The following is a 24,256-nucleotide window of genomic DNA, read 5'->3' on the forward strand; positions in this document are numbered from 1 at the left end:
ATCAGAATTTGTTGTTCCCTCTTCCCCCCCTAAACCATTGAAAATACAAGCATGGTCAGGAGCAGAAAGAGAGCCGCTATCCCGTAATACCAGGCCGGGGAAAAGAGGAACGGAAAGTGCCTGCGCGATTCGGGAATGATGATGTCCGGCGTAAATTCGCCTTTATTGATTTTTTGCTCCAGGCTCTTCATATAATCTGAAATGGTAACGGGATCATGGATGTATTTGCCCTTGAACCCGTGTTTGAGGCAGAAGAAGAACACCTCGAACACAAACAGGGAGATTTCGGGCTTTTTGAGAATATGGTCCAATGTCTCGTAGAACAGGTTCCCGCCGTCGTCAATGTCGAAAAGTTCCCGCTGCAAAATAGGCCAGGTGAGTTGAGCCTTGTCCAGCACGCTCACCTGGATGTGCTCGTCAATATAGATCACGATGGCAAACAGGACGTAGTAGCTCTCCTGTTCCGTAAGGGTTTGGGCAAGATCAATGCGCAGAAGGTCCAGGCGTTTGCGGACGGTATCCCGGATGTGCGGAACGTTGGTGTCCGGATTGTCCAAAATGCCGTCCTTATCCACTTGTTCCCCGAGCAGGAGGCTTTCAATACCGGCATCTATATCGGAGAAAATTTCAGCAATTTTTTCCCAAAGTTGTTTTTCCATCCTCCCCTTCTAACCCCTCATTCCATCATGATGCAAGGTATTTTATTTTTGTTTCCACCAAGGCCTGGGACATCCAGCAGTCCAACATCCGGGCAAGCTCTCCGGCAAAGGCCTTGACCATGGGCCTGGCGTAGGCCGGACACTTTTCGAATTGCAAGTGGTAAATATACTTCAGGGTATTGCCTGAGGCAGACTGAACCCTGGCCTCCTCGACGCTGATTCCCTTGAAGATATGCTGAATCTGTTTAAAGGGGCCTTTGAACACGCTGCCCTGAACCCTTAAAAGGGTCAATATATCGTCGTAGTCGAATCTTGCCTTGTGGCGCAGGGAAAGAAGGTAGATAAACACATCCATATCCTCGTGGAAAACGTTGTCCTGGTGGCCGGTAAGGTTATCCATCTTTCGCCACTTAATTCCGGGAACATGGCGGGAATAGGCCTTGACAGAGATTCTTTGTCCCAGCCGGTCCGAAAACGCAGGCTGGATCCAGTTGGCGTCCACCATGATGGTGACAGGATCGATAAAGGCATTCGGGTAATGGAGATTGATGGCATGGTTGGTCTTACCGGAGGCCTGGGCATAGTCGATTTCATAGGATCCCTCTCCGCCGGCCAGAATCCCCGGCCGCAGGGGCCGGGTCACACCGTTCCGGATCTGGTATACGCCGATGATCTCCTGGAGTTCGTACCGGGCTTCTTTTTCGGGATGAAAAATGGGCAGCCGTTCACGGGTGCCGTCGTAAAGAATGGGTTCTGCAGCCCCTTTTTTCAGATTTTCCACCGGCACGGCAAAGGGGATGAACATGTCCTTGTTGACAATAAGTTTTGCCGGCCAGCGTTCCGAAAGATCCAGACAGATCGTGAACTGTTTCCAGGCGTGTTTGACCCGGGGCACGTCAAGGTTCATAAACAGTCCCTGGGACGGAAAATGAAAGAAAAACCTGGACTCCTGGATGGGATGCATCAAAGGTTCGGTGTCTGCCTTGGACCGGCCTTGTGTACGGTTGCCGAAACTGATTTCGCAGGCCTCTCCCCGGGTATGTTCATCCACCCGGTCCTCAAAGCTGATAAAGGCGGATTTGACCGATTCTTTCAGGTTGTCCCAGACGAAAAGAGAATTCAGGTAATCGTTGAGGTAATCAATATAGAGGGAGAGTCGGCCGATATCATCCCGGCGCTTGTACATGGAGGCAAAGCGGATCATCAGCCGGTATCCCCTGGATGGCAGCAGGAACAGCCTGGCACCGGTGAGTCTTACGGGCAAGACCTCCAAGTCTTCCATGGTCCGGTACAAGGCGGCGTCTCCGGTGTCCGTTTTAAAGAGAAACTGTGTTCCCCTGGGGAATTCGGCCCTGTCCTGGAGGTGGCCCGTGATCTCTGCCTGGAGGATACCCATGGAGGGGATGGGAGACAGCAAAAAGGAAAAGACCTGCTGAAAGAGACGCAGCCTTGCCGACGTGATGTTTTTTGTGCTGGCAACATGGGTTCTGGCCGAGAAAAAGGCAATGGCCTCGATCAGGCGCCTGACGTCCGGATCTTCCCGGTCCAGGGAGAGGCCGGCATGCTCCGACGCATAGGCGGTCCTGAAGTTATCCAGGTCGTTCATGGCCTCAAGAAAGGCTTTGTAAAGGGTGTCGTTGTAATCCATTATCCGATATTAACCAGGCTCCCGCTGAGGGTAAGGGTGGAAGAACTTTCAAGGGTGGCTGTACTGCCCGAAAGGCTTAACGTGCCGTCCGCCTCCACGCTGACCGAGCCCCCTTCGAGGCTGGCACTGGAGGCGCCGGATATGCTGGCTCCGGACCCGGCATCCCAGGAGACGTTGGAATCGGCTTCCCCGCTGATGTTGGTGCCGGAAAGGCTGACATCTCCGCTGCTGCCCTCGATATCCACCTGGCTGCCGGTGAGCGCCATGGATGAATCCGAGGATGCGGTAAAGGCGGCGGAAGAGGCCAGGGTCATGTCTTTTGTGGAGGAGATGCCGAATTTGGCCTCACTTGTCATCTGGGTGTCCGAGGAGGACGAACATGTAATGGTCTCGGCATCCACCACAAAGGACTTGCACGAGATGGTGATGCTGTCCGACGCCTGGGTGATGGTACTGGTCTCATCGCTGCCGGCGCAGGTGGTGGTGATGTTTGTGCCGTCAAAAACCATGGTTTGGGTGATGCCGTCATCATTGTTCTCAACCGTGACCGTGACGCCGTTGGTTTTGTGCAGCTCTATTTTACATACAAGGCTCATGAATTCCGGCTCCGTTTAAGGTCTGTGCCCCATTTGATCCTTTCCAACCCTTTTAATTGATCTGGTTTCAATTGATTGGTTTATATTCTAATTGATTAGAAAGCTGTTCATAATCGAATCAAACACCATATTCAGCGATTTTTTCTCGTCCTTGACCATGCATCTGATCTTGAAGGAGAGCTGGAACAGGGAGTGGGAATCCACGCTTTCTATTTCCTGGACGGTCAGCCGGGGTTCATAGGCCTGGATGTTCCGGACAACCTCGTCCATGACGATTTTGATGATCCCCTCCTTGTTGTTGAACTCGTTGAGGTCCCGGATGCCGAAATCCCTCAGCACGCCGCCGTATTCCTTTTTGGTGTTCAGAATATGGTTCAGGTTTTGGATGATATCCTCATACTTGTTCGGGGAAAGCTTTCGTTTCTCCGAGGGGATGAACTTGTTCATAAAGGCCATATGTTTTCTCCTTAAGCCGTCCTATCTCCAGTACAGGAAGCATTCCACCCCGTCAAGCCGGCTTTTCTTGTAGAAGGCCAGGGACAGGTCCCTTAAGGCAAGGTCCCACTCTTCCCCCTCGACAATCTTGAAAAACTCGACTTCCGCACCAAAGGAATGGTGGAACGGCGGCCGGCTTATCTTTTTCAAGGGCAGGCCCGGCAGGGACAGCCTGTGGATCATGGCCAGCCTGCTCATACTGCCCAGTTTGAGATCGGACAGGTCCAGGGTCTCTCCCACATGGGCCTTCTGGACCAGGAAGTAGGCGTCCCGGGCCGACCGGATCTCCTCGGGCAGTTTTAGATGAAACACGCCGTCCTTGTAGCCAAAGGAAAGGTAGGGCGATTTGGCCTCTATCATTTTCATCTGCCGGATCAGCGGCTCTGCCAGACGGTTGAGGCAGACGGCAAGCTGGTCATGCTTATATACCTGGGTGGCGTGTTCCGGGATGATCTTCTTATAGTAGCACAGCTCCGTATAAAACCCGTTCAAGGCTTCATAAAGGATATAGGGGTGGCAGTGAACCTGGGTCTTGATATTGGCCAGAAGCCGCTGCATGGCAAGGCTTGCCTTCATGCAGGCCCGGATGCTCATCAGGGCGTCACCGCTCAGATATCCCGAAGTCTCCATGGCCAGGTTATAATGGAAGTACTCCAAAACCTCTGCAAGCTCGTTGAGTTTTTTATCAAAAAATGGGGTGGTCCCCATCTGGAGCAGGGGCGGAATATAGGTTTCGGAAAGGGACCAGACCTCGTCCGGGCTCTTTTCAAACACAGCCAGCTTTATGGCCTCGTGTCCCCCCCTGGTGCTCTGTTCCGAAGAGAGAACCAGGTCATAATACTCTTTCGGAATGTCCGGTCCTGTTTCCTGCCAGCCTTCAACATCCTCGTCTCTGTGTTGCCTGCCCTTAATGAAGTGACAATACACCGACACCCTGGAACTGCCCACAAGGCCCAGGTTGAAGGGAGAGACACTGGTGTTTTCAGGAATGTTCAGTAAAAGTCCCGACGGCATGACAAGATTCATCCCGCTGATGGACAGGATCCCTTCGGTAATCAGGGAATCGTTCCACTCCAGGCGGCTTACGCCGAAAAAAGGCAGGCCCAGGGATTTAAACCTTAAGACCGTATCCCGTAGAAGTGCATCCTCCTGGGTAACAAAAAACTCGGGCAGGATGCTCTGCCCCATTTTCCAATGAACCCTTGCCAAAGTATCTGTCATAAATCGTTTGTCCTGAAAGCTCCCTGCGTTTCCGGCCCCTGGGCCCGGGAACGCGGGAAAGCAATTAATTAAAAGTGGTTAGCTGATGGGAACGCCCCATTTTTTCACGAATTTGTCCGTATCGGACACGGCCACGTGAAGATCCTGTTCCGATTCTGCAGGCATGATGGACAGGTTCATGTGAAAGTTCAAGGGGTTTCTGACCTCCATGCTGGGATCGGTGTCGATGGAGAGCACCAGATCCCCGCCGCTGGTCTCCACCAGGCCGCTGAGATCGGTCTCGTTGGCATGGAAGCACTTGTAGTACTTTTTGGCGGAGTTGTCGTATTTGTAGACGTTGAACTGGAACGTCACCTCGGTGCTGTCCAGGGTGTTCAGGGTCAGGCCTGCAAGGGATGTCTGGTTGGTGTTGGACACCTTGGCGTCAAAGGTGATGGGCTGGGCATAGCCGCCCTGCCAGTATACGCTGGACATCACCCCCACCACAGAGACCTTGTCTCCGGAAATATCCGTGGGATCCGTGACCCCGATGTCGGCGGACAGTTCCGTATCACCGATTTTAAGTGAGGTGATATGCCCCACCAGATCCTGGACGTCCTTTACGAAGTTGAAGCCCTGCACCACACTGCAGTTGTAACTTAATTCAGCCATTTTTGTTCTCCTTGTTTTATTTATATATTTAAGGTTGCAGGTTTAAGGCCTGCGACTCTATCCGAGTCTTGCATCTAACTTCAGCTCCACATCCATACCTTCGAACTGGATATGCGGCAGGATGGAAATGGCGCAGTCATACCACCCGATCATGCCGGGCCGTTCCTGGACATTCACGGTGTATGCTTTGAACGGGTAGTATTTCAAAGTAGCGTCGTCCGGGTTTACGATGGTAGTCACGTACTGTGAGATCCAGTTACTTAAAGAGGCCTGGATATAGGTGGCGTCTGCAGAGCTGCCGATGTTGTCCCGCATGATGCACTTGACGTAATGGGCGATGCGGGTGATGGACAGGGTGTAGGACAGGTTGGTCACCAGTTGCGAGTTTTCCGTGTCCTTGGGATCTTTGAACTTTTTGGGTTTCTTGATGGACTGGCAGCTGAAAAAGCAGGCATCGGAGGTGCCCTTCCGGTAAATCAGCGGCATAAATCCGCTGTTTGCGTACTCCAGCTCCCTGTAGTCCGGGATCATCATCTCCACGGGCACCTTCATCTCCTCTTCCCCGCGGATGTTGAACATGTGCACGGGAAGGCCGGAAACCAGGCCGCCGCCCTTGGGGCCCCGAAGATACTGGCACCAGCCCGAGGTCTCAAAAGAGCGGACCATGTTCTGGGCAAAGAGGATGGCCGCACTGCCCCAGAGGTAGTCTTCATCCTTGTCGCCGGCCACCTGCTCGGTGAAGTTGATCTTCCGGCAGGGGTTGGTTTCCGGGTCGTAAGGAAGACGGGAGATGTACCGGGGCAGGGTCAGTCCGATATAGGCCGCCTCCTCGGAATCCCGAAGATTGTTCCAGGACCCGTACTTGGGATGGTTCATCAGGCCTTCCAGGTCCTTGATGGCCTCAAGCTCGGCCACGGAGTCGCAGCCGAAAAACTGGGGAGAGACAGATCCCACGTAAGGGGCGTGGCTTGCCGCCGCAACCTTGCCCATGGTCCGAAGCCAGAACTCATCGTCCGGGGTGTGTTTGACATCGTACAGCCCGATCATGGAACCGATGGGCTTGCCGCCGTACTGGTCGTACTCGGCCACGTACACCTTCTTGAACAGGGCCGAGCCCGTGATGTCCACAGCATTGTTTTCGAAATCCTCGAACAGCTCGTCCTTGCTGACGTCCAGGATGTCGATCATCACGTCCGCCTTGAAGTTGGTGTTCAGGATCAGGTCGTTCAGGGACCGCCAGTTGGACTCCAGGTCCTTGAAGTCCGCATGATGAATAATCTCGTTGATCTGCTCGTTGACAATCTCGTCGATACTGGCGATGGCTTCCAGGATGCCGCCCTTGTCGAACTTGCCGTCAACGGGCTCGACGTTGAGTAAAAGAGCGGCCATGCCGGAGATAAACCGTTCCTCCTCGGATACGTCATCTTTGATATCCTGGAGATTGTTCTGGATCATGGGAACGGGTTCGGCCACTTCCGTATTCAATCTCATGCTGGACAGGAACCGTTTGAGATCGAGTTTTTCCTCGGTTTGTTCGTCCACTTTGGTTTCTTCAGCCATTGGATCCTCCTTTTCTTATTCTTCGACGGATGTTTTCCTGGACGGAAGTTTGAAGCTTTCAAACCCTTCCAGTTCACCGATCATACTTTTTAATGCCTCTTCGTTGCTCATGAGTTCGGATAAAAGCTTTCTGTAGCTCTTCCTGTTGTCCACGTTGGACATCACTTCCTGGAGCAACTCCTTGAGTTTGAGCAGTCCCTTGATCTTAGGCACGTTCTCGGCCACGGCATCCGGGGAAAAGGACCGCATGCTGTCAAATTTCAGATTGACCTGCATCTCCTCCCCGTTGTCCGGATCAATCTTGTTGTTCACGGCAAAGCTCAGGTTCAGCCCCATATCTTTCATGATCGCGTCGGTGTTGGTACCGTCCATGTTCCGGGTCTGGCGTTCTTCAAGGTCCATTTTCCGGTCCTTGGAGTTTCCCTTGGAGAAATCTCCCATGACCATGAATCGCATGGGCAGCGACAGGTCCTCGGGCTGACCGTTGACCTCGGTCTTGTAGCGCAGGGTAAGCCTTGATTTGGGTATTTCGTCCTGTATTGCCATACATCCTCCTTTGTTTAATTTACATTATCAATAAACTTAAATCTTAATGGTTATTCGGGTTTGGATTAACATCATATCCTTGAGCCGGGCGATCCCTTTAAATACCGGATGTCCGGCCAGTTTGTTCAGGCGGTTGGTTGCATACGCCTTCATGCACCAGCCGGCGTCCACGCTGCCGTCCCTGGCCAGGCGGGGCAGGATGGGCAGGAATTCCACCCGGTTCGGACAGTATTCGCTCCCGAGATAGCGGCTTATCCGGTCCTTGAGTTTCTGGGCCAGTCCCGCCGGGTCTGATATGTTTCTCGAGCCTGAAAAGATGACCAGGTCATGGGTCCGAAAGGTTGCCCCTGCCCTGTGGACCGCCATGACCATGAAGGGGAGCTTGAAACGGGTCTCCCGGATAAAGTCCGCCACCAGTTCCCTGGTGTAAAAACGTTCCCGGACCTCGTCGGGATAGGAAGCGGGGTAAACCCATTCGCCTTTGTTTTTGACGAACAGGTAGGGTGTCATCCGCTCCTCCTGACCGACCTGCACCGCCATTCGCCCGAAATCCTGAGACGGCAGCATACCGCCTTCGGGCAGGGGGACAATCTGCCATGACATGCCCGGGGAAGGCAGAAGGGTTTCCCTGGTGATTCCCTTGCACCGCCTGGAAAGGGCCAGGACGCCCCCGGCCTGGGGGTGATACTTGATGACGCCCGTCAAGGTCTTTCCAAGGTTTTTTTGAGTGATGAACGCCTGCCATTGATCAATCTCTCCGGGTCCTGCCGGCGCCCTGAACCAGAACCTGCATCTTTTGAGGATCTCCCCGACACGGGTTGCCGGAAGGTCACGAAATTCCGGGGTGATGCCCATCACCGTAGGCCGCATCTCTTCGGGCATCTGGGGGAGTTTGCCCACTAGCGAGGACGTCAGATTCATAAAGGCGGCCCCGCTGAAAAGAACCGAAAGCAGTAAAAAGGGCTGGGTCAGGCCGGCGGAAAAGCCCGGGGCTGAAAGGATATCTCCCGGTGTCAGGTTCAATGCAATCACACCATCCCTTGCAGCGTTGAGATAGAGCGTGTCGCAGGGGATCTCTTTGGGTTCAAGAACGGTTTCGCTGGAGACATCAAAGATCCGCAGGGCGGGTTGGCCGCTTTCATAGATCCGGGACCGTTCGTCCGTAATTTTTCGTGTTGTGGGCAGCGTATGGATCATTTTGTCCCGGAAGGTATCCACCAAGTCTGCATAAACCGGGCTTGTGGCAATGTAGTCCGGATCCAGGGCCCAAAGCTGCCGTTTCATCAGATAAGGCCGGCCCGGAGGGGCCAGGGAAATTACGAGCCCGAGTTTCAGGGCTGCAAGCAGGCTTACGGTAAATTCTAAACCCACAGGATAGACGAGACAGACACAGTTACCGGGTAAGATCCCTTTGGCAGCCCATTCTTCTGTTCTGCGGTCTGCAAGCTGCTTTAGCTCGCCATAGGTGACCCTGTGGCACCGGCCGTTGGCGTCATAGCGAATAAAGGCCAGGGCAGCAGGGTTGTTCTGTTTTTCAAATATATCATAAATAAAATCGTAGCGGGAATAAGGCACACTCTTTACAGTGACCCTGCGGGTCTTTTGGTACGCTTTGAGAAGAGTCTTGAAAAACCCTTTGGGATCGGCCCAGCTTTGATCAAACCATGCCCGTGCACCGGACGTCCGGATATCTGCCGGAGCGCCCGGGTCAAAGATCAGGCTTTCAAGCATTTGGTGTAATAGAGGCATAGGGTTGTCTTTCATTTAAGGTATCCCTATCCGGGATGGTCAACTATCCGTTAAGATTTATTGGTAACTGGTATACAGCAATGAGTGTGCCGGGCTTAAAATCTGTCCGGTCCGGTCCGGTTCGGGCCGGGCCAATATCGGCCTCAGATACGCCGGGTTTGCCGATTCACTTGCCAGAAGTCCGGCAATTTCGTTGGCATCCCCCAACCGACCAGCACACGCCTTTCTCAGTCAAACCGGATGGCATTATTCTCCAACCGGATGACATATTTTTTCTTCAAAGGCTTTTGCAAAAGAAGTTTCCATTGCGCGTCGGGTTTGGTAAACAGGCAGTACACGCCCAGGTCCTTATCATCCGGTTTGGAAACGGTAAGCTTCCTGGTCCTGCCGGGAATGATAAATTCGGTTGAAACGATACTGTCGTCCGTGGGGGAGGCATGGACCAGGGCGGCAATGGTATCATAATCATCCGTGACAAATTCCGACCCCTTGAGCGTGCGGATCAAAAGGTAGACAGGTTGCCCTTCATTGGTAATTTTTTCGGACGTAACCTTGAACTTGATGGTGGGCACCTTGCTGGAACACCCAAACGCTGCCATGAGCAGCATAATCATCACAAGGCACCGGAAACGCCGGGTTTGACTTTTTAGCATTGGGTACAGTGTAAGCTTCATGGCTTAATCCTGTTTTGGGCAAATACCTCAAAGGGATTTTGTTTGATAAAAAAAGTGACGGACCTTTTCCATTCAATGGCTTCGGGAGAGTCTACGGCCCAGGTCCATGCATTTGTCCTGGCATCGAAGTCCGCCTTTTGCAACAGCTTGTAAAAACTCCAGAAACTGTTTGGAATTTGATCACTTCGATAGGTTTTGGCCTGGTCCTCGTCTCCGCTTGAAAATTCGACGCCGATGGAGGACTGGCTTGCCTTCCACCAGTTGATTTTAAAGGTTTCCCAGGCTGGCCTCTGGTTAAACCCGTACACAGCCGATGTATCGGATTGAAGATAGGTCAGGACAACGTATTTCAACCGCTTTTCAATGGTGGGAAGAAGGTCGGCCTTGATATCCACCAGAAGCGGCCTGGGTTCATTTTTTTCATCCACCATGAGCTTGGCAAGTTGCGTTAACCGGTTCACCGTCGTAAAAAGGGTGTCCGGAAGATCCAGGCCGCCCATTTCAAAGCCCCGTTCCACCCATTGGCCGTTGACCTGCCGGCAAAGCGGCGCAAGATAGGTTTTGAACTCGGTCCAGAAAGCACCGTCACTTTTCAGCAGAGCCAGAATCCTGTCGGGATCCGCGTCTTTTGCAGCCTTTCTGTTGAACGGAAATTGTTCCAGATCCTTGCCCAGGTAAGTTTGCGCCATCTTTTCCCATATGCCCTTAACCTGGATGTTCAGGTCCTTGAGGCCGAGCTGGTAGAGCTGGTAAACCGGTTCCAGAAAGGGGTAGCTCTGGTTTTCAGGCATTCCCATGCTGGCGGCCCACTTTTGGATAAGATTCTTGCAGGAGTCCGCGTCATTTCTGAAAACGGCCAGGGAAATCCGGGCCGCCGGGGAGAGGATCTGCTCCAGGGCTGCGGTCTCGGAGCCGGGCTCCGGCAAAAGAGCGCTGCCTTGGGTATCCAGATCCTCCAGCATCATGCGAAGGATACTCTTGTACTTTTCAAGTTCCGGGAAAAAGTCCTTTTCATTCTGCATAATGATCTTCATGAAGCTCAGGGCGCTAAGATTCATCATGATGGGCTTGAAGTAGTCATTTTTTCCGTATTCGAGGTCCAGGTTGGTTTTCAGGGTCAGTAAAAATTCCTGGAACTGGGACATGGGCAAAAGGATCTGGTTGATGATAAACCGAAGTTCTCCCAGAGAATCGGCATGAATACTGAACTTTTGATAATAATCGCTGTACTCCGCTGCATAGGCTTGGGCATAGGCCTCGGCCTCCCGGTAAATAAAATTTGAAAGCCGGTTTTTTTCGTCTTCGGACACGGGCAGTTTGTCCAGGGTCGCGGGAATCCTTTCCAGGGCGGGCTTTACCTCTTCGGCATAGGTTGTTTGGGTGTACCTTCCGTCAATGATTTTTTTGGCCGTGAAAAAAAACTGGTTCCCCGTGGACAGGGCCGCGTTGAGATCCTCGTAGTTCTTGCCCTGGGTAAAGAAAGAGACTCCGCCGGGATAGGCGTTGGCCGTGATATAGGCCCGGATAAAGGTAATCACACCGCTCAGCCTCAGGATGCGGTGGAACTTGCCAAGGTCCAGCCAATGGGTAACGCCATCCACAACCAGGGAGAATTTATCGTAATCCATCTCCTTGAACCCCAGCATGGCGTCGATATTGTCGAGGAATTGGGTCATGCTCAGATTTTCCGCGTCCGGGTATTCGTAAACCATTTTTTGGAAGTGGTAGAGGAAGTCAGCCAGGCGGCGGTCCTCATTATCCCGGTTTACATCCTTTTCGTACACCTCAAGGTGAAGCACGGTTTCCTCGTTGATCAGGGTGATCAGCTCGTCATGGAGTTCGGACCGGGAGGCACTCTTGATCTCCTGGAAAATACGGCCAGCCTCCCCATGAAGACTATTGAACTGGGATTCGGTCAGAAAACCGGCTGCCTCCACACCTGCGATGGTATTTACAAAGACCTTGAGTTCTCTGTACTTACGTAACGCCGACGGCTCCTCATAGGCCAGGTCGGCGAGGCTGACCCGTTTCTGCCAGCTTTGGTCGCTGAGCCGCACATAATTGGTGAGAAACTTTTGTTTAAATCCCGTGGCCGTTTCCCACTGGTCCGGATTGTCAAGAATGAGTTTGCCCAGGCGGTTGTGCCGGGAGGCGTAAATCAGGGCCAGCATCATCCGGACCTCTTCCGGGGTTCCGCCGCCTTTTCGGAGTTTGTCAAGTTCCCAGGCCAGCACCTCGTTCCGGATATAGTCCAGCACCTGGGTCCGGATTTCGGCGGCTGCCTTTGGATGGAAATCCGCCAGAAAGGAGAGAAAGGCGTTGTGATCTATGGCATTGGTCCGGTTCATCAACGCTTCCAGAAATCCCTTTTTTTCGCTGGATATGGAAATCTGCTGCTGAAGAGCCGCAACCTGCGCCTTTAAATCGGATATGTACCGGTCCTTGTAACTGTGTGAAAACCCAAGGTAAAAGCATCCGAGGATCAAAAGGGCCAGGGCGGCGGCCTGGTGTTTGAAGTAAGGATGTTTTTCCCACGGGCGCTTAAGCCTTTCCTCCCGGTGGAACGGGTTTGACAGATGGGTGTCTGCCGCATTGGCCGCTGTGAGGAAAATATATTCAACCTTTGGTGTTTTTGCCAGGGGATCGGGCTTGGTCAAAACCGCTGTGAATTTTTCCAGCCCATCTCCCAATGCGGCCTGCAGATTCAGATAGTGGAGCATTTTGATGTAATCTGCCGACGGTTCCGTAACCAGAAAATGGGTCAGATGGGAGTCGAACCGCTCGGCCATCCACCGGGCCGGATCCGTCCCGGCACTAAGATGGGTGGCCATGCCCTGTTTGGCACAATAGCCTGAAAACTGTGTAAAGCCAGGGATCCTGTCCATGCAGGTCACGGCCACATGACAGAACACCGGCTTTTTCATGACCGCCGACATTACGTTGAGTTTGCCCCGGATGACCTGGGCCTGGGAGATGAGTCCCTCCTTGTTGCCGCTGAGGATATCTTCGGCCCGGACCGCGGCCACGGCTGTGATCTCCTCACGCCCGTAAAACCGTTTCCATAGCTTCACCAGCGCATTTCTGGCTTCCACCGTGGTGTTTTCCAATACAGCCGGGGACAGTTCCTGGATCACCACCTTGGCGCCCTGGTAGATCTGAAGGTCCTGATTTTCCCGGAAGCTTGGATAGAATTGCCCGGCCTGGCTTTTCCAGTCCGAATAGGTGTCGATCAGCGTACTTTTCCCGGAACCGGCATCCCCGAGGACCACGAATGGATGGTATAAAAGAATGGTCCGTCTGAATTCGTGCGGAATCTTTTTGACGTAGGTCTTCCAGACGCCGAGCAGTGCGTCCGGTGCCATGGGGGGCGCTTCCCCGGGAAGTTCCGGGGCGGCGGCTTCGGGATTCTCCTCTTTTTTGCGCTGTCTGATCTTATAGATCAATATTCCGGCAAGAATGACGGCCAACAAGACGCAGAAAATCTGGAAGTAGGGCGAGAACAGCAGGGCCCTGACCTTGGGGAGCAGGCCGGACAATGCGGCTATGGGGGGTGGCAGCTTCATGGATTAAATCAAACGCTCTACGCTATTCCTGTTTTGTCTCGGTTGCTTAATAATTGTCCTGGCTTTCTTCGGGAGGCTGCGGGGAATCCGTCTCGCGTTCAAAGACCGGCACCGGTGTTTCTCCTGAAACAAAGGCGATGTTCCGATCCTGGTCAAGGAACAGGTGAACGGTGCTCTCCTCCGTGATTTCCCCCTGGATAATCTGGTCCGCCAGAAAATCCTGGACCCTGGACTGGATGACCCGCTTCAGGGGACGGGCGCCGAACATGGGGTTGAAGCCTTCATCGGCCAGGGAATCAATCAATTCATCCGTAAAGGTCAGGGTGATCTCCTTGTCCGCCAAGAGCCTTTGGAGGCGTTTAAGCTGGATGTGGACAATGGGCCGCATGACCTCACGGGTCAGCTGGTTGAAGATGAGGACATCGTCCAGCCGGTTGATGAATTCCGGTCTGAAATGGGACCGGACCGCCGCCATGATACCCTGCTGCATCTGTGCTTCCTCTTCGGGGGTTTCGCAGGGCTGAATCAGTTCGGACCCCAGATTCGACGTTAAAAGGACAATGGTGTTGGTGAAGTTTACGGTGATCCCCTGGCTGTCGGTCAGCCGGCCGTCGTCCAAAAGCTGGAGAAAGAGGTTGAATACGTCGGGATGGGCCTTTTCCACCTCGTCGAAGAGAATGACCGAATAGGGTTTGCGCCGGACCTTGTTGGTTAGGATACCGCCCTCCTCGTACCCCACGTATCCCGGAGGGGCACCCACCAGGCGGGCCGCGGAATGCTTTTCCATGAACTCGCTCATGTCGATGCGGATCAGTGCCTGTTCCGTATCGAACAGGTATTGGGCCAGGGTCTTGGCAATCTCTGTCTTGCCCGTTCCCGTGGGGCCCAGCATGAGGAATGAGGCGATGGGACGCTCTGCATCCTGGACCCCTGCCCGGGCCCGGCGGATGGCCTTGGACATGACGGAAAGGGTATTGTCCTGTCCCAGGACCCGTTTTCTCAAGTGATCTTCCAAATTCAAGAGCCGGTCCTTTTCCTCTCCCAGCATCTTGGACACGGGGATTCCGGTGAGAAAGGAGACGGTCCGTGCCACGTCCTCTTCGTTGATATCCTTTTTAAGCAGGTTGGCGTCGGTGACCGACACCCCTTCGTACTCTGCCAGCAGGGCTTCGTTTTTCGGGATGATTTTGTACTGGAGTTCGGCCACCCTTGAAAAATCCTCTTCCTCGATCCGGCTTTCCAGTTCCTTTTTGGCGGCTTCCAGTTCCTGTTTGGCATTCCGGACCAGGCAGATAGAGTCCTTCTCCTTTTGCCACTTTTCGGTGAGGGCTGCACTTTGGGCGGTGAGGCCGTCAAGTTCTTCCCGTAGCTGGGCCAGGCGCTTGACCACCTTTTCGTCGGTTTCCTTTTCAATGGCGTTGATCTCAATTTTCAGTTCCACGATACGCTTGTCCAGGGACTCGATCTCATCGGGCTTGGCCGCCATTTTCAGCCGGACCGTGGCGCAGGTCTGGTCCATGAGGTCGATGGCCTTGTCCGGGAGAAACCGCTCGGAAAGATACCGGTATGAAAGCTTGGTGCACGCCACAAGCGCGGAGTCCAGCACCTGGACCCCGTGGTGGATCTCGTAGCGGTCCTTGATGCCCCGCAGGATGGTCAGGGTCTGTTCGATGGAAGGCTCGTCCACCTGGACGATCTGGAATCGGCGCATCAGGGCGGAATCCTTTTCGATATGCTTTCGGTACTCTTCCAGGGTGGTGGAACCCATGCACCGGATCTCCCCCCGGGACAGGGCGGGCTTGAGCAGGTTGGCCGCATCCATGGCGCCTTCGGATCCGCCGCCTGCACCGACGATCATGTGGATCTCATCAATGAACAGGATGATGTTGCCGGCGTCCTTGACCTCCTGGATCACGTTTTTGAACCGCTCCTCAAACTCTCCCCGGAATTTGGCCCCGGCCAAAAGTTGCCCCATGTCCAGGGCCATGATGGTCATGTTCCAGAGGCTTTCGGGTACCTTTTTCTGGGCGATCCTGCTGGCCAGCCCTTCGACGATGGCGGTTTTTCCCACACCGGGTTCACCGATGATGATGGGATTGCTCTTGATCTTCCGGCTCAGGATCTGGACGGCCAGGCTGATCTCCTTGTCCCGGCCGATGATGGGATCAATCTTACCGGCCTGGGCTTTTTGGGTCAGGTTTTCCGCATACTGGTCCAGGTATTCGAACCCCTCTGCCGGTCCTCCGCCCAGCTCCCGGGCCGCCTTGACGTTCTTTTCCAGGGTTTCGGAAGACAGTCCCGCACGGGTCAGTCCCTCTTTGACACTTTCGAGCTTGACCAGGGCCAGGAGCATGTGGTCCACAAGAATATGCTTTCCGTTGTCCGCATCCACCAGATCCTCGGCCGTAATAAACACCTTTTCAAGATCCCGGCTCATGGGGGTTTCCTGGGTGCCTGCCAGGGCTTTGGGCAGGGAGAGGAAATAGCTTCCCATGGCGGACGACAGTTTTTTTGTGTCGGCACCCGCTTGTTCAAGATGCCGGGCCACCCCCGTGTTTTGTGTATCAACCATGGCCTGGAGCAGGTGCCAGGGGGTCACGTTCTTGTGTTCCTGCTTGACTGCGGATCTTACGGCAGTTTCGATAACACCCTGTGCCGCCATAGAAAAATTTTCTATTTTCACGACTCCTCCCTTTCCTATAAGCGATCTGTTTTTAATTCCCTCTTGTCATTAAAGAGGGAAATTATCATAATCTATTTTTGGGATTGACCTGATGGTCATGATGCAAACAGTCATAAAAATTTATTGTATTAAATAATCTTCGTCAATCCCAAAAGGCTTCAACCATACTTCAATGGGGACTTTTATTTTATATTTACCAGTGTTGCCGGGGCATTGCGCAGATTATGTGAAAATCGTGGGCTGGCCGCACATTTTTCATTAGTATTCCTGCTGCCATCTCCGGAGATAAGATCACGACGCACTCACCGTGACCTGGCCGGCATAGGTAATGCTGATGGTTCCGCCGTAGGAACAGGTGCAGGTACAGCTGTCCGTCAGGGCGGCATAGTTGCCGATACAGGTCTTTGTCGCCCCGGGTGACCAGGGCGCTGCCACCACCGGGATACAGGCCCCCTGGGTGTAGACCCCGCTTGCGGCGGCCGTGGCCGCAATGGTCGTGGGATTGGTGGTCGAGGCGCAAAGGGTAAAGCTGGGGATATTGGTAACGGATGTGTAGTCCATGATCGTGGCGGCCGTCAAGGTGGCGACAACCGTTGTATTGGACGTAACCACCAGGACTGTGGGCGCCGTTCCCATGGTGCAGGACAGGGTGGCTCCGGTGACAACTAGGCTGGACATGCCGTATCTCCTTTGGTGAAGTTGCTATTCATCTTCGTCATCCTGGGTTTGGAGCAGAATGGATTCGTCGCTCATCTGGATGAGCTGGGTATCTGTGCTGTAAGTCCGCTGGATGGACAGAACCGGCTTGCTCTCATCGTAGTAATGCTGCATGGAGGTCTGGTCCCCGTCGTTCTTTCCGAACAGGATGTGGTTGCCCTGGTAGTCGTCCGGCAGGCGGGTGGAGTCTCCCCAGTCCAGAACCCTTGCCACCCTGGCCCCGTTCAGGGTCAGTTCCACCAGCACCCGGGTGTCCCTGAACAGGGGAAAGTAAAAATGGCCGGGCAGAAAATCCGGGATGTAACGGGTTTGGATGTTTAACTCCCAAAGCGGGAGATAGACTTTGTAGTACTCCACGGATGTATCGTCATCCGTGTAAATCTGGTAGGTTTTATCCGTATCTTCACCGGTTTCGCTGACCACGGTGCCTTCCACGGCCAGGGGATACCGGGGCCGGATAAACGCCGGAAAGATCCTGACTTCGTTGTCCTTGTTTTCCATCCTGGCCGTCATATTGATTTGAAAGGGCGCATATTCGGCGCCAATCCCGCTTTCACTGGCCTGGTTGACTGCCGTTGCGGTGAGATCAATCTCATACACCCTGAAGGTATCGTCATTGAAGCTTAAGCCCTGGTACCATTTATCGGCGTCAAACTCGACCTGGGACCCCACGGTGAACGTGGTCCTGGGCATCCGCTTGAACTCAAGATGGACCTCTTTGGACGGAACTTTCAGCTCAGCCTCCAGGTATCCGCTTTTTGCGGTCACCTCGCTTGTGATGTCCGTTCGGATGACACGGTCCTGATAAATACCCGAGATCGCCTCATCCTGGGTAAGGGAGGTGGTGCCCGTGGATTCGGAACTGACATTGTAAAGCCGGGTATTGTAGCGCGGAATCTCGGGGATAACCAGGCGATAGGCGCCCACATCGTCGATATTCAGGGTGGAGGTGTCATCGGCGGTCTGTTTGCTGTCCGAAATCACCAGCTTTTTATTGGTATAATCATAGTAGACGACACCGTTTCTTGAGTAAACGTACCAGAGAATAAAGTCGTAGAAACTTGCCTGGTTGTCCGCCATCCCCAGGGCCAGGCAAATCTGGTCGTAGCTTGTGGAAAATTCTTCCATGTCCGCACTCACGGTGAAGTTTGCGACCGTGTTGGCCGTAACCACGTCACCCATGGTGGATGACGCATACACCGCCACGGGAAAGTGCTGGCGCCACAGCACCTGGACAGCGTCCCGGAAGTGGATTTTAAAGTCGTACCAGATGACGGGGGTGTCTTTCATAATTTCCACCGTGTACTCCCGGACCGATTTCTGGGTGACGATACCCTCGACGTACAGGGGATCCGGCGTGTCGTCGGGCTGGTTCCAGGTGGCCTGGATCGAGAGGGAAAAATCGGTCAAGGTGCTATCGGCAAAGGCCGTGAAAAATTCATTGTCATCCCTGGAGGTCAGGGTGAAGGAGGCCTGGCCTTCAAAGCCTGCCGTACCCATATGCAGCTGTATGGTCCTGAGGCTGCCCGCCGGGATCTCATATTCGGTGGAATCTATGGTGACGGTCAAGGTGGCCATGAGCGAATCGGTAAACATGGGCAATTTCCTTTATCTAAGCGCTTTGGTCATCCGGGTCCGGGTTCTGGTAATTGTTCTGATAGAAACAATCCGGGCAGTAGGGCTTGTCCTGATAAATTTTTGCCGCCACCTTTTTAATGGTCCTGCGGCACTGGGTGCAGGGGACGGTTTCCATGGGGTCCTGCCACGGAATGTCAGGTTCTTCAGACGTTTCAGGCGCATCTTCGGGATCACGTTCCTGAATCTTAACAGGCTCGGGTTTTGTAATCAACTCCTGATAGCAGTCCGGGCATACGGTTAAAATACCCATATCCTTTCCTGCGCCTTCTTCAAGGACAATATCGCACACCGCACACCGGGCCTGTTCCCCCGTGATCACCAGGGGAGGGGATATCTCTTCTTGCTCCCCGGGTTCTGCCGGCGGCGGTCCTGCCATGAGTTTTTCAAAACAGGGCGGGCAGAACTGCCAGGGCCCTACGGTTTTCAATTCAGATTCTTCAAATGCCTTGCCGCAGCCTTTGCATTCCATGGCAACCTCCGCTGATCTTTTGTTCTCATCATTGGGTCAACGTCCCTATTCATCTTCATCTCCTTCATTCCGGCCCGGTCCGGATGTGAGATGCAGATCGGAAAAATCAATATCCAGGTCCATGTCCGAGAACCGGTCAATATCCACCTCATAAATGGATTGCAGTGCTTTCCATTCCGATGATGCCACATAATTTTTAGCCGTCAGGATCTCCTTGATGTTCATGGCGTATAAAAGGGAAAATTCAGCAAAGATTTCCGGAAAGTAGCGCCGGGGATCAAAGTGCTCGATAATGTGATCAATATCAAAGGCCACCAGAGATGCCTGTTCGTATTTGCGCTTTTCAACCAGGGACTTGAATGCGGCTATTTTACGGTGCAGTTGTGTTAAGTGGTAATTACCCTGGACCGTCATCTGGGGCGGGGGAGGCGCTGGGGTCTGGGTTTCAGGGGGCTTTTCAACCGGAGCCGCGGGTTCGGGCCCGGATTCCGCCTCCTCCCCGGGCGCCTCTTCGGGTTCGGGTTTGTACACCAGCCGTAAAAAGGCCTCCAGCCAGGTTTTCAGGCTGGAGATACCGTCCACCAGGTGGGAGGCCAGATCTTCCAGATGCTGTGACAACACCTTCTGGAGCCCGGTACAGAGGTCGATGGCTTCCTGGGCCGTGTCCGCCGCGTCCGGCATTTGCTGCCACTTGATCCATTCCGGACTCTCTTTTTTCTCCTCGTAGTCGATTTTCCGGTTCAGCTGTTTAAACAGCCAGTTCAGGCTGTTGGCGATCTGTTTCTCCTTGTTCCGCCGGGGGCCCACCGCCTCCCAGTTATCGGTGAAAATCATGGAAATCGACTTGAATATGTCTGGCAAGCCCGCAACGCCATGCGCCATAAAGATGCCGTAAAGGAAATAACAGATCACCCGGACGTCGTAAATTTCCTCCTTGAGAATGGTTTCGGCCAGGCGGGTGACCTCAGCGAAATCTGCGTTCTGAATATGGGTGCTCAGTTCGTTGAACCTGGGATCGGTGAGCGCAAGTCCCGGATTTTCCTGGACCGTCAGCCTGGTGAGCAAAAGCTGCTTATCCATACGTTCTCCTAAATTTTATGAATCCTTAGAATTTTTCGGCCTGTCGGCAAGTTATTTGATGGTCAGAGGGACAACATTGTCCCCGGTCATTTCCAACTTGCCCTGGCATGAATTATATGTACGAACGGGTTGCTTGGGCCAATCCCCTTTTATAACGGCCTTATCCAGCATCGGCAATTGATTCGTTCCCGACGGGTCCGGCAATTTATAAAGAAAGTCGTTTTGGTAATCCTTGACAAACTCGTAATGAAAACGGGATGCCTCCCCCATCTGCCAGCATATCGGGGCTTCATTATTGATTATATTGTTAATTTCAATGCGCAGCATATCATCGCCGAATGACACGCCGGAGGCTATGGCCTTTTTCATCAGCTGATTATAGACCTTCGGGTACTGGGCATATTGCCAAAGATGCCCCAATTCATGGGCCAGGCCGATCAAGGGTGTTGCAACGCCCCAGAGTTTTCCTTTGCCCTGCAGGGTCCAGCCTTTTGGCACCGGTGAAACTTTATTATTGGGTTGTCCGCCCGCGAAAAGATCCAGGTTGTCGCCAACAAATTTCTTGGTGTCGGTGCACTTTAGCATGACCCCTGTTCCCGCGATCAGGGATACAAGCACAACCGGTTTGCCTGCCAGTTCACCCGGCCACCCGTTGTTGCTCGTTTCATCGGGAGAAAAAAATTTTCCCTGGGTAAACGGATTGTTATTGCTGGCAACCACATAGGCGGTGCCTGCCGTGCTGGAATTGCCGATATCCGCCATCATTTGCTTAAAACGCGCCGACTTCAACGTCAGCCATCCTAGGGCATTTTCGTAGGCCTTCACATCTTTGGCCGTACCGAACGTATCGAACTTCAGAGTATTATTGTTGTTGGTAACTTCTAACGTCATGTTGTTCTTTTTAAAAAATTTGACTTGCATGGGGTCTCTCCTTGTATAAAATAAAAATCGGGATTGAAAAAGGAGTGTTTTGCTTTAGTCTGCAGGTCCGGCCTGCCCTCCACTCCGTTATGTCTTAGCACATCAATCAACCCCCTTTGTACCGATTTCTTGCCCCCCATAAAAAAAACATATTTGGCCGTTGCAATTTTCTGGATCAGCTGAGGTTCGTTTTTGGTGGTTCAGGTGGATCGGCATGATTGCGGAACAGAATCGGACTCTATCCGCAACCCGATGGCTTGTGCCTCTGTCTCAGTGAATAAGGTGACCGTTGAAAATTTTGATCCTTCGTAAAGGATTGCTTCCCCCCTGAACCTTGTCGTACCCAAGGTAGGAGTTACGTTCCAGTCTGGCCCAGGTCTGCTGGTCCTTGATCACAAGGACAACCTCAACGTCCATGCCTACGGCAGCCAGAACGGGGAAAACATGGGTCTCTAGACGATCGCGGATCTCCCTGGGCCACGGGAGGTCTTTGCCGGTTCTTTCCTCTTGGGCAAACAGGGTGATGCGCACGCCCTGGGCCACTATGGTTGTCCGGTCCCCGAAGGTCGCCGTATCCCCGATTACGGCACGGCCGAGAATGAAGGGGTTGGTCTCGATCTGCCTGGGGTTCCGGGTCTTGTCCACACGCAGTTCCAGTTCCGGGAAATACAGGGATAAAAACCAGTGCAGGGTGTTGACGGATTTTAGATCCAGCATTTTGATGTAGCTCAGTTTTGTGCTGCCCCAATCGGGAAACAACCGGGTATTCTCCTCGGGCATGACACTGGTTACAAAACTTGCCGCCAGGGGGTGGTCAAAGAAGTTGATGAACTGATAAAAAGCGTTGACGTCGATCATCCCCTTGTCAATGATCTTTTGGAAATAGCTGGGCAGGGGGGCCTGGGGGGAGAGAAGCCCCATGTTCAGGGTCAGTTCCGCAATTTTTTCCGGCCATTTTCTGAACCTGACGGATTGAATCAGGCTCTTTTGGGACAGCTGGCTGTTGTAGCTTTTAAACCGGATCTGCCGGTTGTCGTACCCGATGTGGCGCAGCAGCCTGATGAGCGAAACAAGGTCGAAACGGCCGACATTTTTTCGTATCCTGTTTTCAACGGCGATTGTCTTGTCCGCACGCTCCAAAACTATAGATCCCCCTGGGCGCTCAGATAGGCTTCAACCATGTCTTCCAGCTGCTGGATTTCATTCACCAGGGCAAACACCTCGTCATCCTGGACCGGCGGGTCCCGGTCCGGCCGGAAAACGGCTTGGGCAGCCACCCGGATTTTTGCCAGCATGGCAGAAAGGACCTGCTGCCGGTGCCCTGCTTTTACCGCGGTCAGGATTTCTCCGGAAAGGGATGACAAGGCGTCCGGCACGGAGGCGGTTTCCATCCGGACATGCCACTGGGTGGCGGGCTGGTCCTTTTGGTCAATCGGGCCAGCCCATCTTTTCTCAAGTCTTTCCGGGGAAAATAAAGTTTCCAGGCGGTTGTCCATCGTTGGTCTCTTCCATGTTTAAAGTTGTTAGGATACCATACCCCACCCTATAACCTAAATCAATCCGCCTGAATCAATCCGCCTGAATCAATCCATTGATGCCTTGCTTTATTTCATTAACCATGTGTAACCCGGCGAAACAAGGTCTGTTTCGGGAAATGCGCTGCTGCAGCCAGGTGTTTTTCAATGATTTCCCCCTAATATCTCCACAGTATCCCCACATTTTGCAACTATTATGGAAAGCATCGTAAAAATAAAAAAAGGAGAGGCTATGAATTTTTTGGGGGGGTATTGCATCTGCTTTGGCAGGGCCATGGGGATGATGCACGGCAGGATCATGGACGTCCACGGGGCCGGTGCCCAGAGAAGTGACCCCAAAACCGGAAAGGACAGCATCGGACGCGGCCCCCAGGGGAATGCCCGCCACGGCCAGAATTTTGTCTGCCTGGTGCGCGGTGGAAAGGCGACACTCGGAAAAGCCCCGCAGGAGAAAAATCCGTCTGCCTATCCCAACGCCATCCGGGTGGATAAGGGATTTGAAGCCGCCATGCCGGCAGGCCCGCCGGCAATAAGACGGCAACATCCGAAGGTATTGATGCGTGAATTTGAACATAAGTTTGACCGTATTGGTGATGTTTACATTCCTGGCGTTTGTTTTTCGTATTCTTCCGGAACAGGTCAATTACTGGTTGTATAAAATTTTCGGGTCCATTAAATTAGGAGCAGCTAAGGTGCAACACGGTCCTTTTCTATTAGATGGGCAGGTGCAGGACGATTTGAGATTTAAGCTGCTGACCAAGTTTTTTTTATCCTTCCTGGTGACGGGCCTGATGCTGGTCGGGCTGATGATCGGTGCCATGCAGTTTTTCACCTTTCGCAATTTCGGGGAATACGTAGACCAAAACGAGCTTGACAAGCTTTCCGGACTCGCCCGGGACCTTGCCCGGGAGTACCAGGTCCATGGCAGCTGGGCGTTTGTCCGCGACAACCATGAGGTCTGGATCCGCATCTTTATCCGGAACGGCCTGATCAAGCATGATAAACGCTTGCCAAACGACCTTCCCCTTGAGCCCCGGCACTCATATCCCCGAAGGCTTCCCAACCTTCTGGAGACAGGCCCCAGAATCAGTCTCTTTGACACGGAGCAACGTATTGTTATGGGCCACGCCCTTACCATGGAAGGGCAAGTCACAAGGCCTGTAATGCTGGAGGACAAAACCATAGGCTATCTGGGCATTCGAAAACTTGGAAAGTTGCCCAATCCGCTGGACGCCTATTATCTGGCACAGCAGCGGAAACTGCTTTATCTGGTCGGCGGTCTGTTTTTGATCCTTTCTGTCCTGATCTCTTATTTTTGGCAGCAGGACTTCTGGCCCCCATCAAGAAGATGTCCCGTGCGGTGCACAGGCTGGGTAAAAGACAGTTTGATAAGAAAGTGGAGATTTCCCGGACAGATGAACTGGGAATGCTGGCCCAGGATTTTAATATCATGATTGATCAGCTCTTTGACTACGAGCAAAAACAAAAGCAATGGCTGTCCGATATTTCCCATGAGTTGAGGAGTAAGCGCTCTATAAACCCCATCTTCCAGAGAGGTGTTTTTCATGAAATAGTGGGCCATCTTTTAACGAATAGATAAAAAGGATGCTTGCTCCAGTATGAAAAAAAATATCACCCCAATTAACGGCCAGGAGTCCCCGGCAATTCTTTGCGAATTTTACCAAGAACATTTGAATAATTGGAAAAATTCTGGTCTCAGTCAAGCTGAGTATTGTAGACAGAACGATTTGACCCGCCATCGTTTCGGATACTGGAAAAGGAAACTCTTTAAAAAGGAAGAAAAAATGAACTTTGCCCTTCTTCCAATAAACATCTCTGAGCCAAGTGCGT

The 24,256-nt window shown here is 53.0% G+C and carries 24 protein-coding genes; 4 read left to right on the forward strand and 20 right to left on the reverse strand.

Translation table 11 applies throughout. The annotated features are described in order from the left end of the window. Window positions 1-29 precede the first annotated feature (29 nt). The 20 genes from Q366_RS20475 to Q366_RS16305 all read right to left on the reverse strand — a co-directional run bounded on the left by Q366_RS20475 (window position 30) and on the right by Q366_RS16305 (window position 22,366). Window positions 30-659 (reverse strand): DotU family type IV/VI secretion system protein, encoded by a 630-nt coding sequence (locus Q366_RS20475; protein WP_051958109.1) that lies wholly within the window; start codon window positions 657-659, stop codon window positions 30-32. Window positions 660-684: 25 nt separating this feature from the next. Further along, complete coding sequence (locus Q366_RS16220; protein ID WP_035240840.1) at window positions 685-2,307, reverse strand: type VI secretion system baseplate subunit TssF; 1,623 nt, start codon at window positions 2,305-2,307, stop codon at window positions 685-687. Next, entirely contained in the window at window positions 2,307-2,903 is a 597-nt protein-coding gene (locus Q366_RS16225; RefSeq protein WP_035240841.1) for a hypothetical protein, read from the reverse strand. Before Q366_RS16225 ends, Q366_RS16220 begins: the two co-directional genes overlap by 1 nt. 87 nt (window positions 2,904-2,990) lie before the next feature. Then, window positions 2,991-3,359 (reverse strand): GPW/gp25 family protein, encoded by a 369-nt coding sequence (locus tag Q366_RS16230; RefSeq protein ID WP_035240842.1) that lies wholly within the window; start codon window positions 3,357-3,359, stop codon window positions 2,991-2,993. A gap of 21 nt (window positions 3,360-3,380) precedes the next feature. Next, a complete protein-coding gene (tssK, locus tag Q366_RS16235) occupies window positions 3,381-4,619 on the reverse strand; it encodes a type VI secretion system baseplate subunit TssK (protein ID WP_084691867.1) in 1,239 nt (412 codons plus the stop codon). Window positions 4,620-4,697: 78 nt separating this feature from the next. Beyond that, window positions 4,698-5,270 carry a hypothetical protein gene (locus Q366_RS16240; protein WP_035240845.1) on the reverse strand — a complete coding sequence of 191 codons (573 nt, stop codon included), beginning with the start codon at window positions 5,268-5,270 and terminating at the stop codon, window positions 4,698-4,700. Between the two features lie 57 nt (window positions 5,271-5,327). After that, complete coding sequence (tssC, locus tag Q366_RS16245) at window positions 5,328-6,830, reverse strand: type VI secretion system contractile sheath large subunit (RefSeq protein WP_035240847.1); 1,503 nt, start codon at window positions 6,828-6,830, stop codon at window positions 5,328-5,330. 15 nt (window positions 6,831-6,845) lie between these two features. Next, a complete protein-coding gene (gene tssB, locus Q366_RS16250) occupies window positions 6,846-7,376 on the reverse strand; it encodes a type VI secretion system contractile sheath small subunit (protein WP_035240849.1) in 531 nt (176 codons plus the stop codon). 36 nt (window positions 7,377-7,412) lie between these two features. Further along, on the reverse strand, window positions 7,413-9,140 hold the full coding sequence (locus tag Q366_RS16255) for an acyl-CoA synthetase family protein (protein WP_156968198.1): 1,728 nt from the start codon (window positions 9,138-9,140) through the stop codon (window positions 7,413-7,415). Window positions 9,141-9,182: 42 nt separating this feature from the next. Then, entirely contained in the window at window positions 9,183-9,332 is a 150-nt protein-coding gene (locus Q366_RS21370; RefSeq protein ID WP_156968199.1) for a hypothetical protein, read from the reverse strand. Between the two features lie 20 nt (window positions 9,333-9,352). Continuing rightward, on the reverse strand, window positions 9,353-9,799 hold the full coding sequence (locus tag Q366_RS16260; RefSeq protein WP_035240853.1) for a hypothetical protein: 447 nt from the start codon (window positions 9,797-9,799) through the stop codon (window positions 9,353-9,355). Further along, window positions 9,796-13,362 (reverse strand): hypothetical protein, encoded by a 3,567-nt coding sequence (locus Q366_RS16265; RefSeq protein ID WP_035240855.1) that lies wholly within the window; start codon window positions 13,360-13,362, stop codon window positions 9,796-9,798. The genes Q366_RS16260 and Q366_RS16265 overlap by 4 nt, the downstream gene beginning before the upstream one ends. A gap of 46 nt (window positions 13,363-13,408) precedes the next feature. Then, window positions 13,409-16,045, reverse strand: coding sequence for an ATP-dependent Clp protease ATP-binding subunit (locus Q366_RS16270; protein WP_084691868.1), 2,637 nt, complete (start codon window positions 16,043-16,045; stop codon window positions 13,409-13,411). Window positions 16,046-16,336: 291 nt separating this feature from the next. Then, window positions 16,337-16,723: a DUF4280 domain-containing protein gene (locus tag Q366_RS16275; RefSeq protein WP_035240857.1), complete on the reverse strand. Its 387-nt coding sequence runs from the start codon at window positions 16,721-16,723 to the stop codon at window positions 16,337-16,339. 24 nt (window positions 16,724-16,747) lie between these two features. Then, window positions 16,748-18,358 carry a hypothetical protein gene (locus Q366_RS16280; RefSeq protein WP_035240859.1) on the reverse strand — a complete coding sequence of 537 codons (1,611 nt, stop codon included), beginning with the start codon at window positions 18,356-18,358 and terminating at the stop codon, window positions 16,748-16,750. Window positions 18,359-18,374: 16 nt separating this feature from the next. Continuing rightward, the gene (locus Q366_RS16285; RefSeq protein ID WP_035240860.1) at window positions 18,375-18,869 is read right to left on the reverse strand and encodes a hypothetical protein; all 495 of its coding nucleotides are present in this window, start codon (window positions 18,867-18,869) and stop codon (window positions 18,375-18,377) included. Window positions 18,870-18,914: 45 nt separating this feature from the next. Next, window positions 18,915-19,949, reverse strand: coding sequence for a type VI secretion system protein IglI family protein (locus Q366_RS16290; protein WP_035240863.1), 1,035 nt, complete (start codon window positions 19,947-19,949; stop codon window positions 18,915-18,917). A 51-nt stretch (window positions 19,950-20,000) separates the two neighbouring features. Beyond that, window positions 20,001-20,870, reverse strand: a complete 870-nt coding sequence (locus Q366_RS16295) for a hypothetical protein (RefSeq protein WP_035240866.1) — start codon at window positions 20,868-20,870, stop codon at window positions 20,001-20,003. A 270-nt stretch (window positions 20,871-21,140) separates the two neighbouring features. After that, window positions 21,141-22,010, reverse strand: a complete 870-nt coding sequence (locus Q366_RS16300) for a type VI secretion system baseplate subunit TssG (RefSeq protein WP_035240868.1) — start codon at window positions 22,008-22,010, stop codon at window positions 21,141-21,143. 2 nt (window positions 22,011-22,012) lie between these two features. Further along, the gene (locus tag Q366_RS16305) at window positions 22,013-22,366 is read right to left on the reverse strand and encodes a hypothetical protein (protein ID WP_035240870.1); all 354 of its coding nucleotides are present in this window, start codon (window positions 22,364-22,366) and stop codon (window positions 22,013-22,015) included. Between the two features lie 271 nt (window positions 22,367-22,637). Between Q366_RS16305 and Q366_RS16310 the strand changes: the two genes are divergently transcribed. From Q366_RS16310 to tnpA, 4 genes are all read left to right on the forward strand, one after another. Next, window positions 22,638-23,063: a hypothetical protein gene (locus Q366_RS16310; RefSeq protein WP_035240873.1), complete on the forward strand. Its 426-nt coding sequence runs from the start codon at window positions 22,638-22,640 to the stop codon at window positions 23,061-23,063. Between the two features lie 79 nt (window positions 23,064-23,142). Further along, entirely contained in the window at window positions 23,143-23,859 is a 717-nt protein-coding gene (locus Q366_RS16315; protein WP_156968200.1) for a sensor histidine kinase, read from the forward strand. Further along, a complete protein-coding gene (locus tag Q366_RS22425) occupies window positions 23,754-24,005 on the forward strand; it encodes a HAMP domain-containing protein (protein ID WP_084691870.1) in 252 nt (83 codons plus the stop codon). Before Q366_RS16315 ends, Q366_RS22425 begins: the two co-directional genes overlap by 106 nt. Before the next feature lie 19 nt (window positions 24,006-24,024). Then, window positions 24,025-24,256 (forward strand): IS66 family insertion sequence element accessory protein TnpA (gene tnpA / locus Q366_RS16320; RefSeq protein ID WP_035240876.1); only part of this gene is annotated, 232 nt, incomplete at its 3' end.

It is taken from the genome of Desulfobacter vibrioformis DSM 8776 (assembly GCF_000745975.1).
GTDB lineage: Bacteria > Desulfobacterota > Desulfobacteria > Desulfobacterales > Desulfobacteraceae > Desulfobacter > Desulfobacter vibrioformis.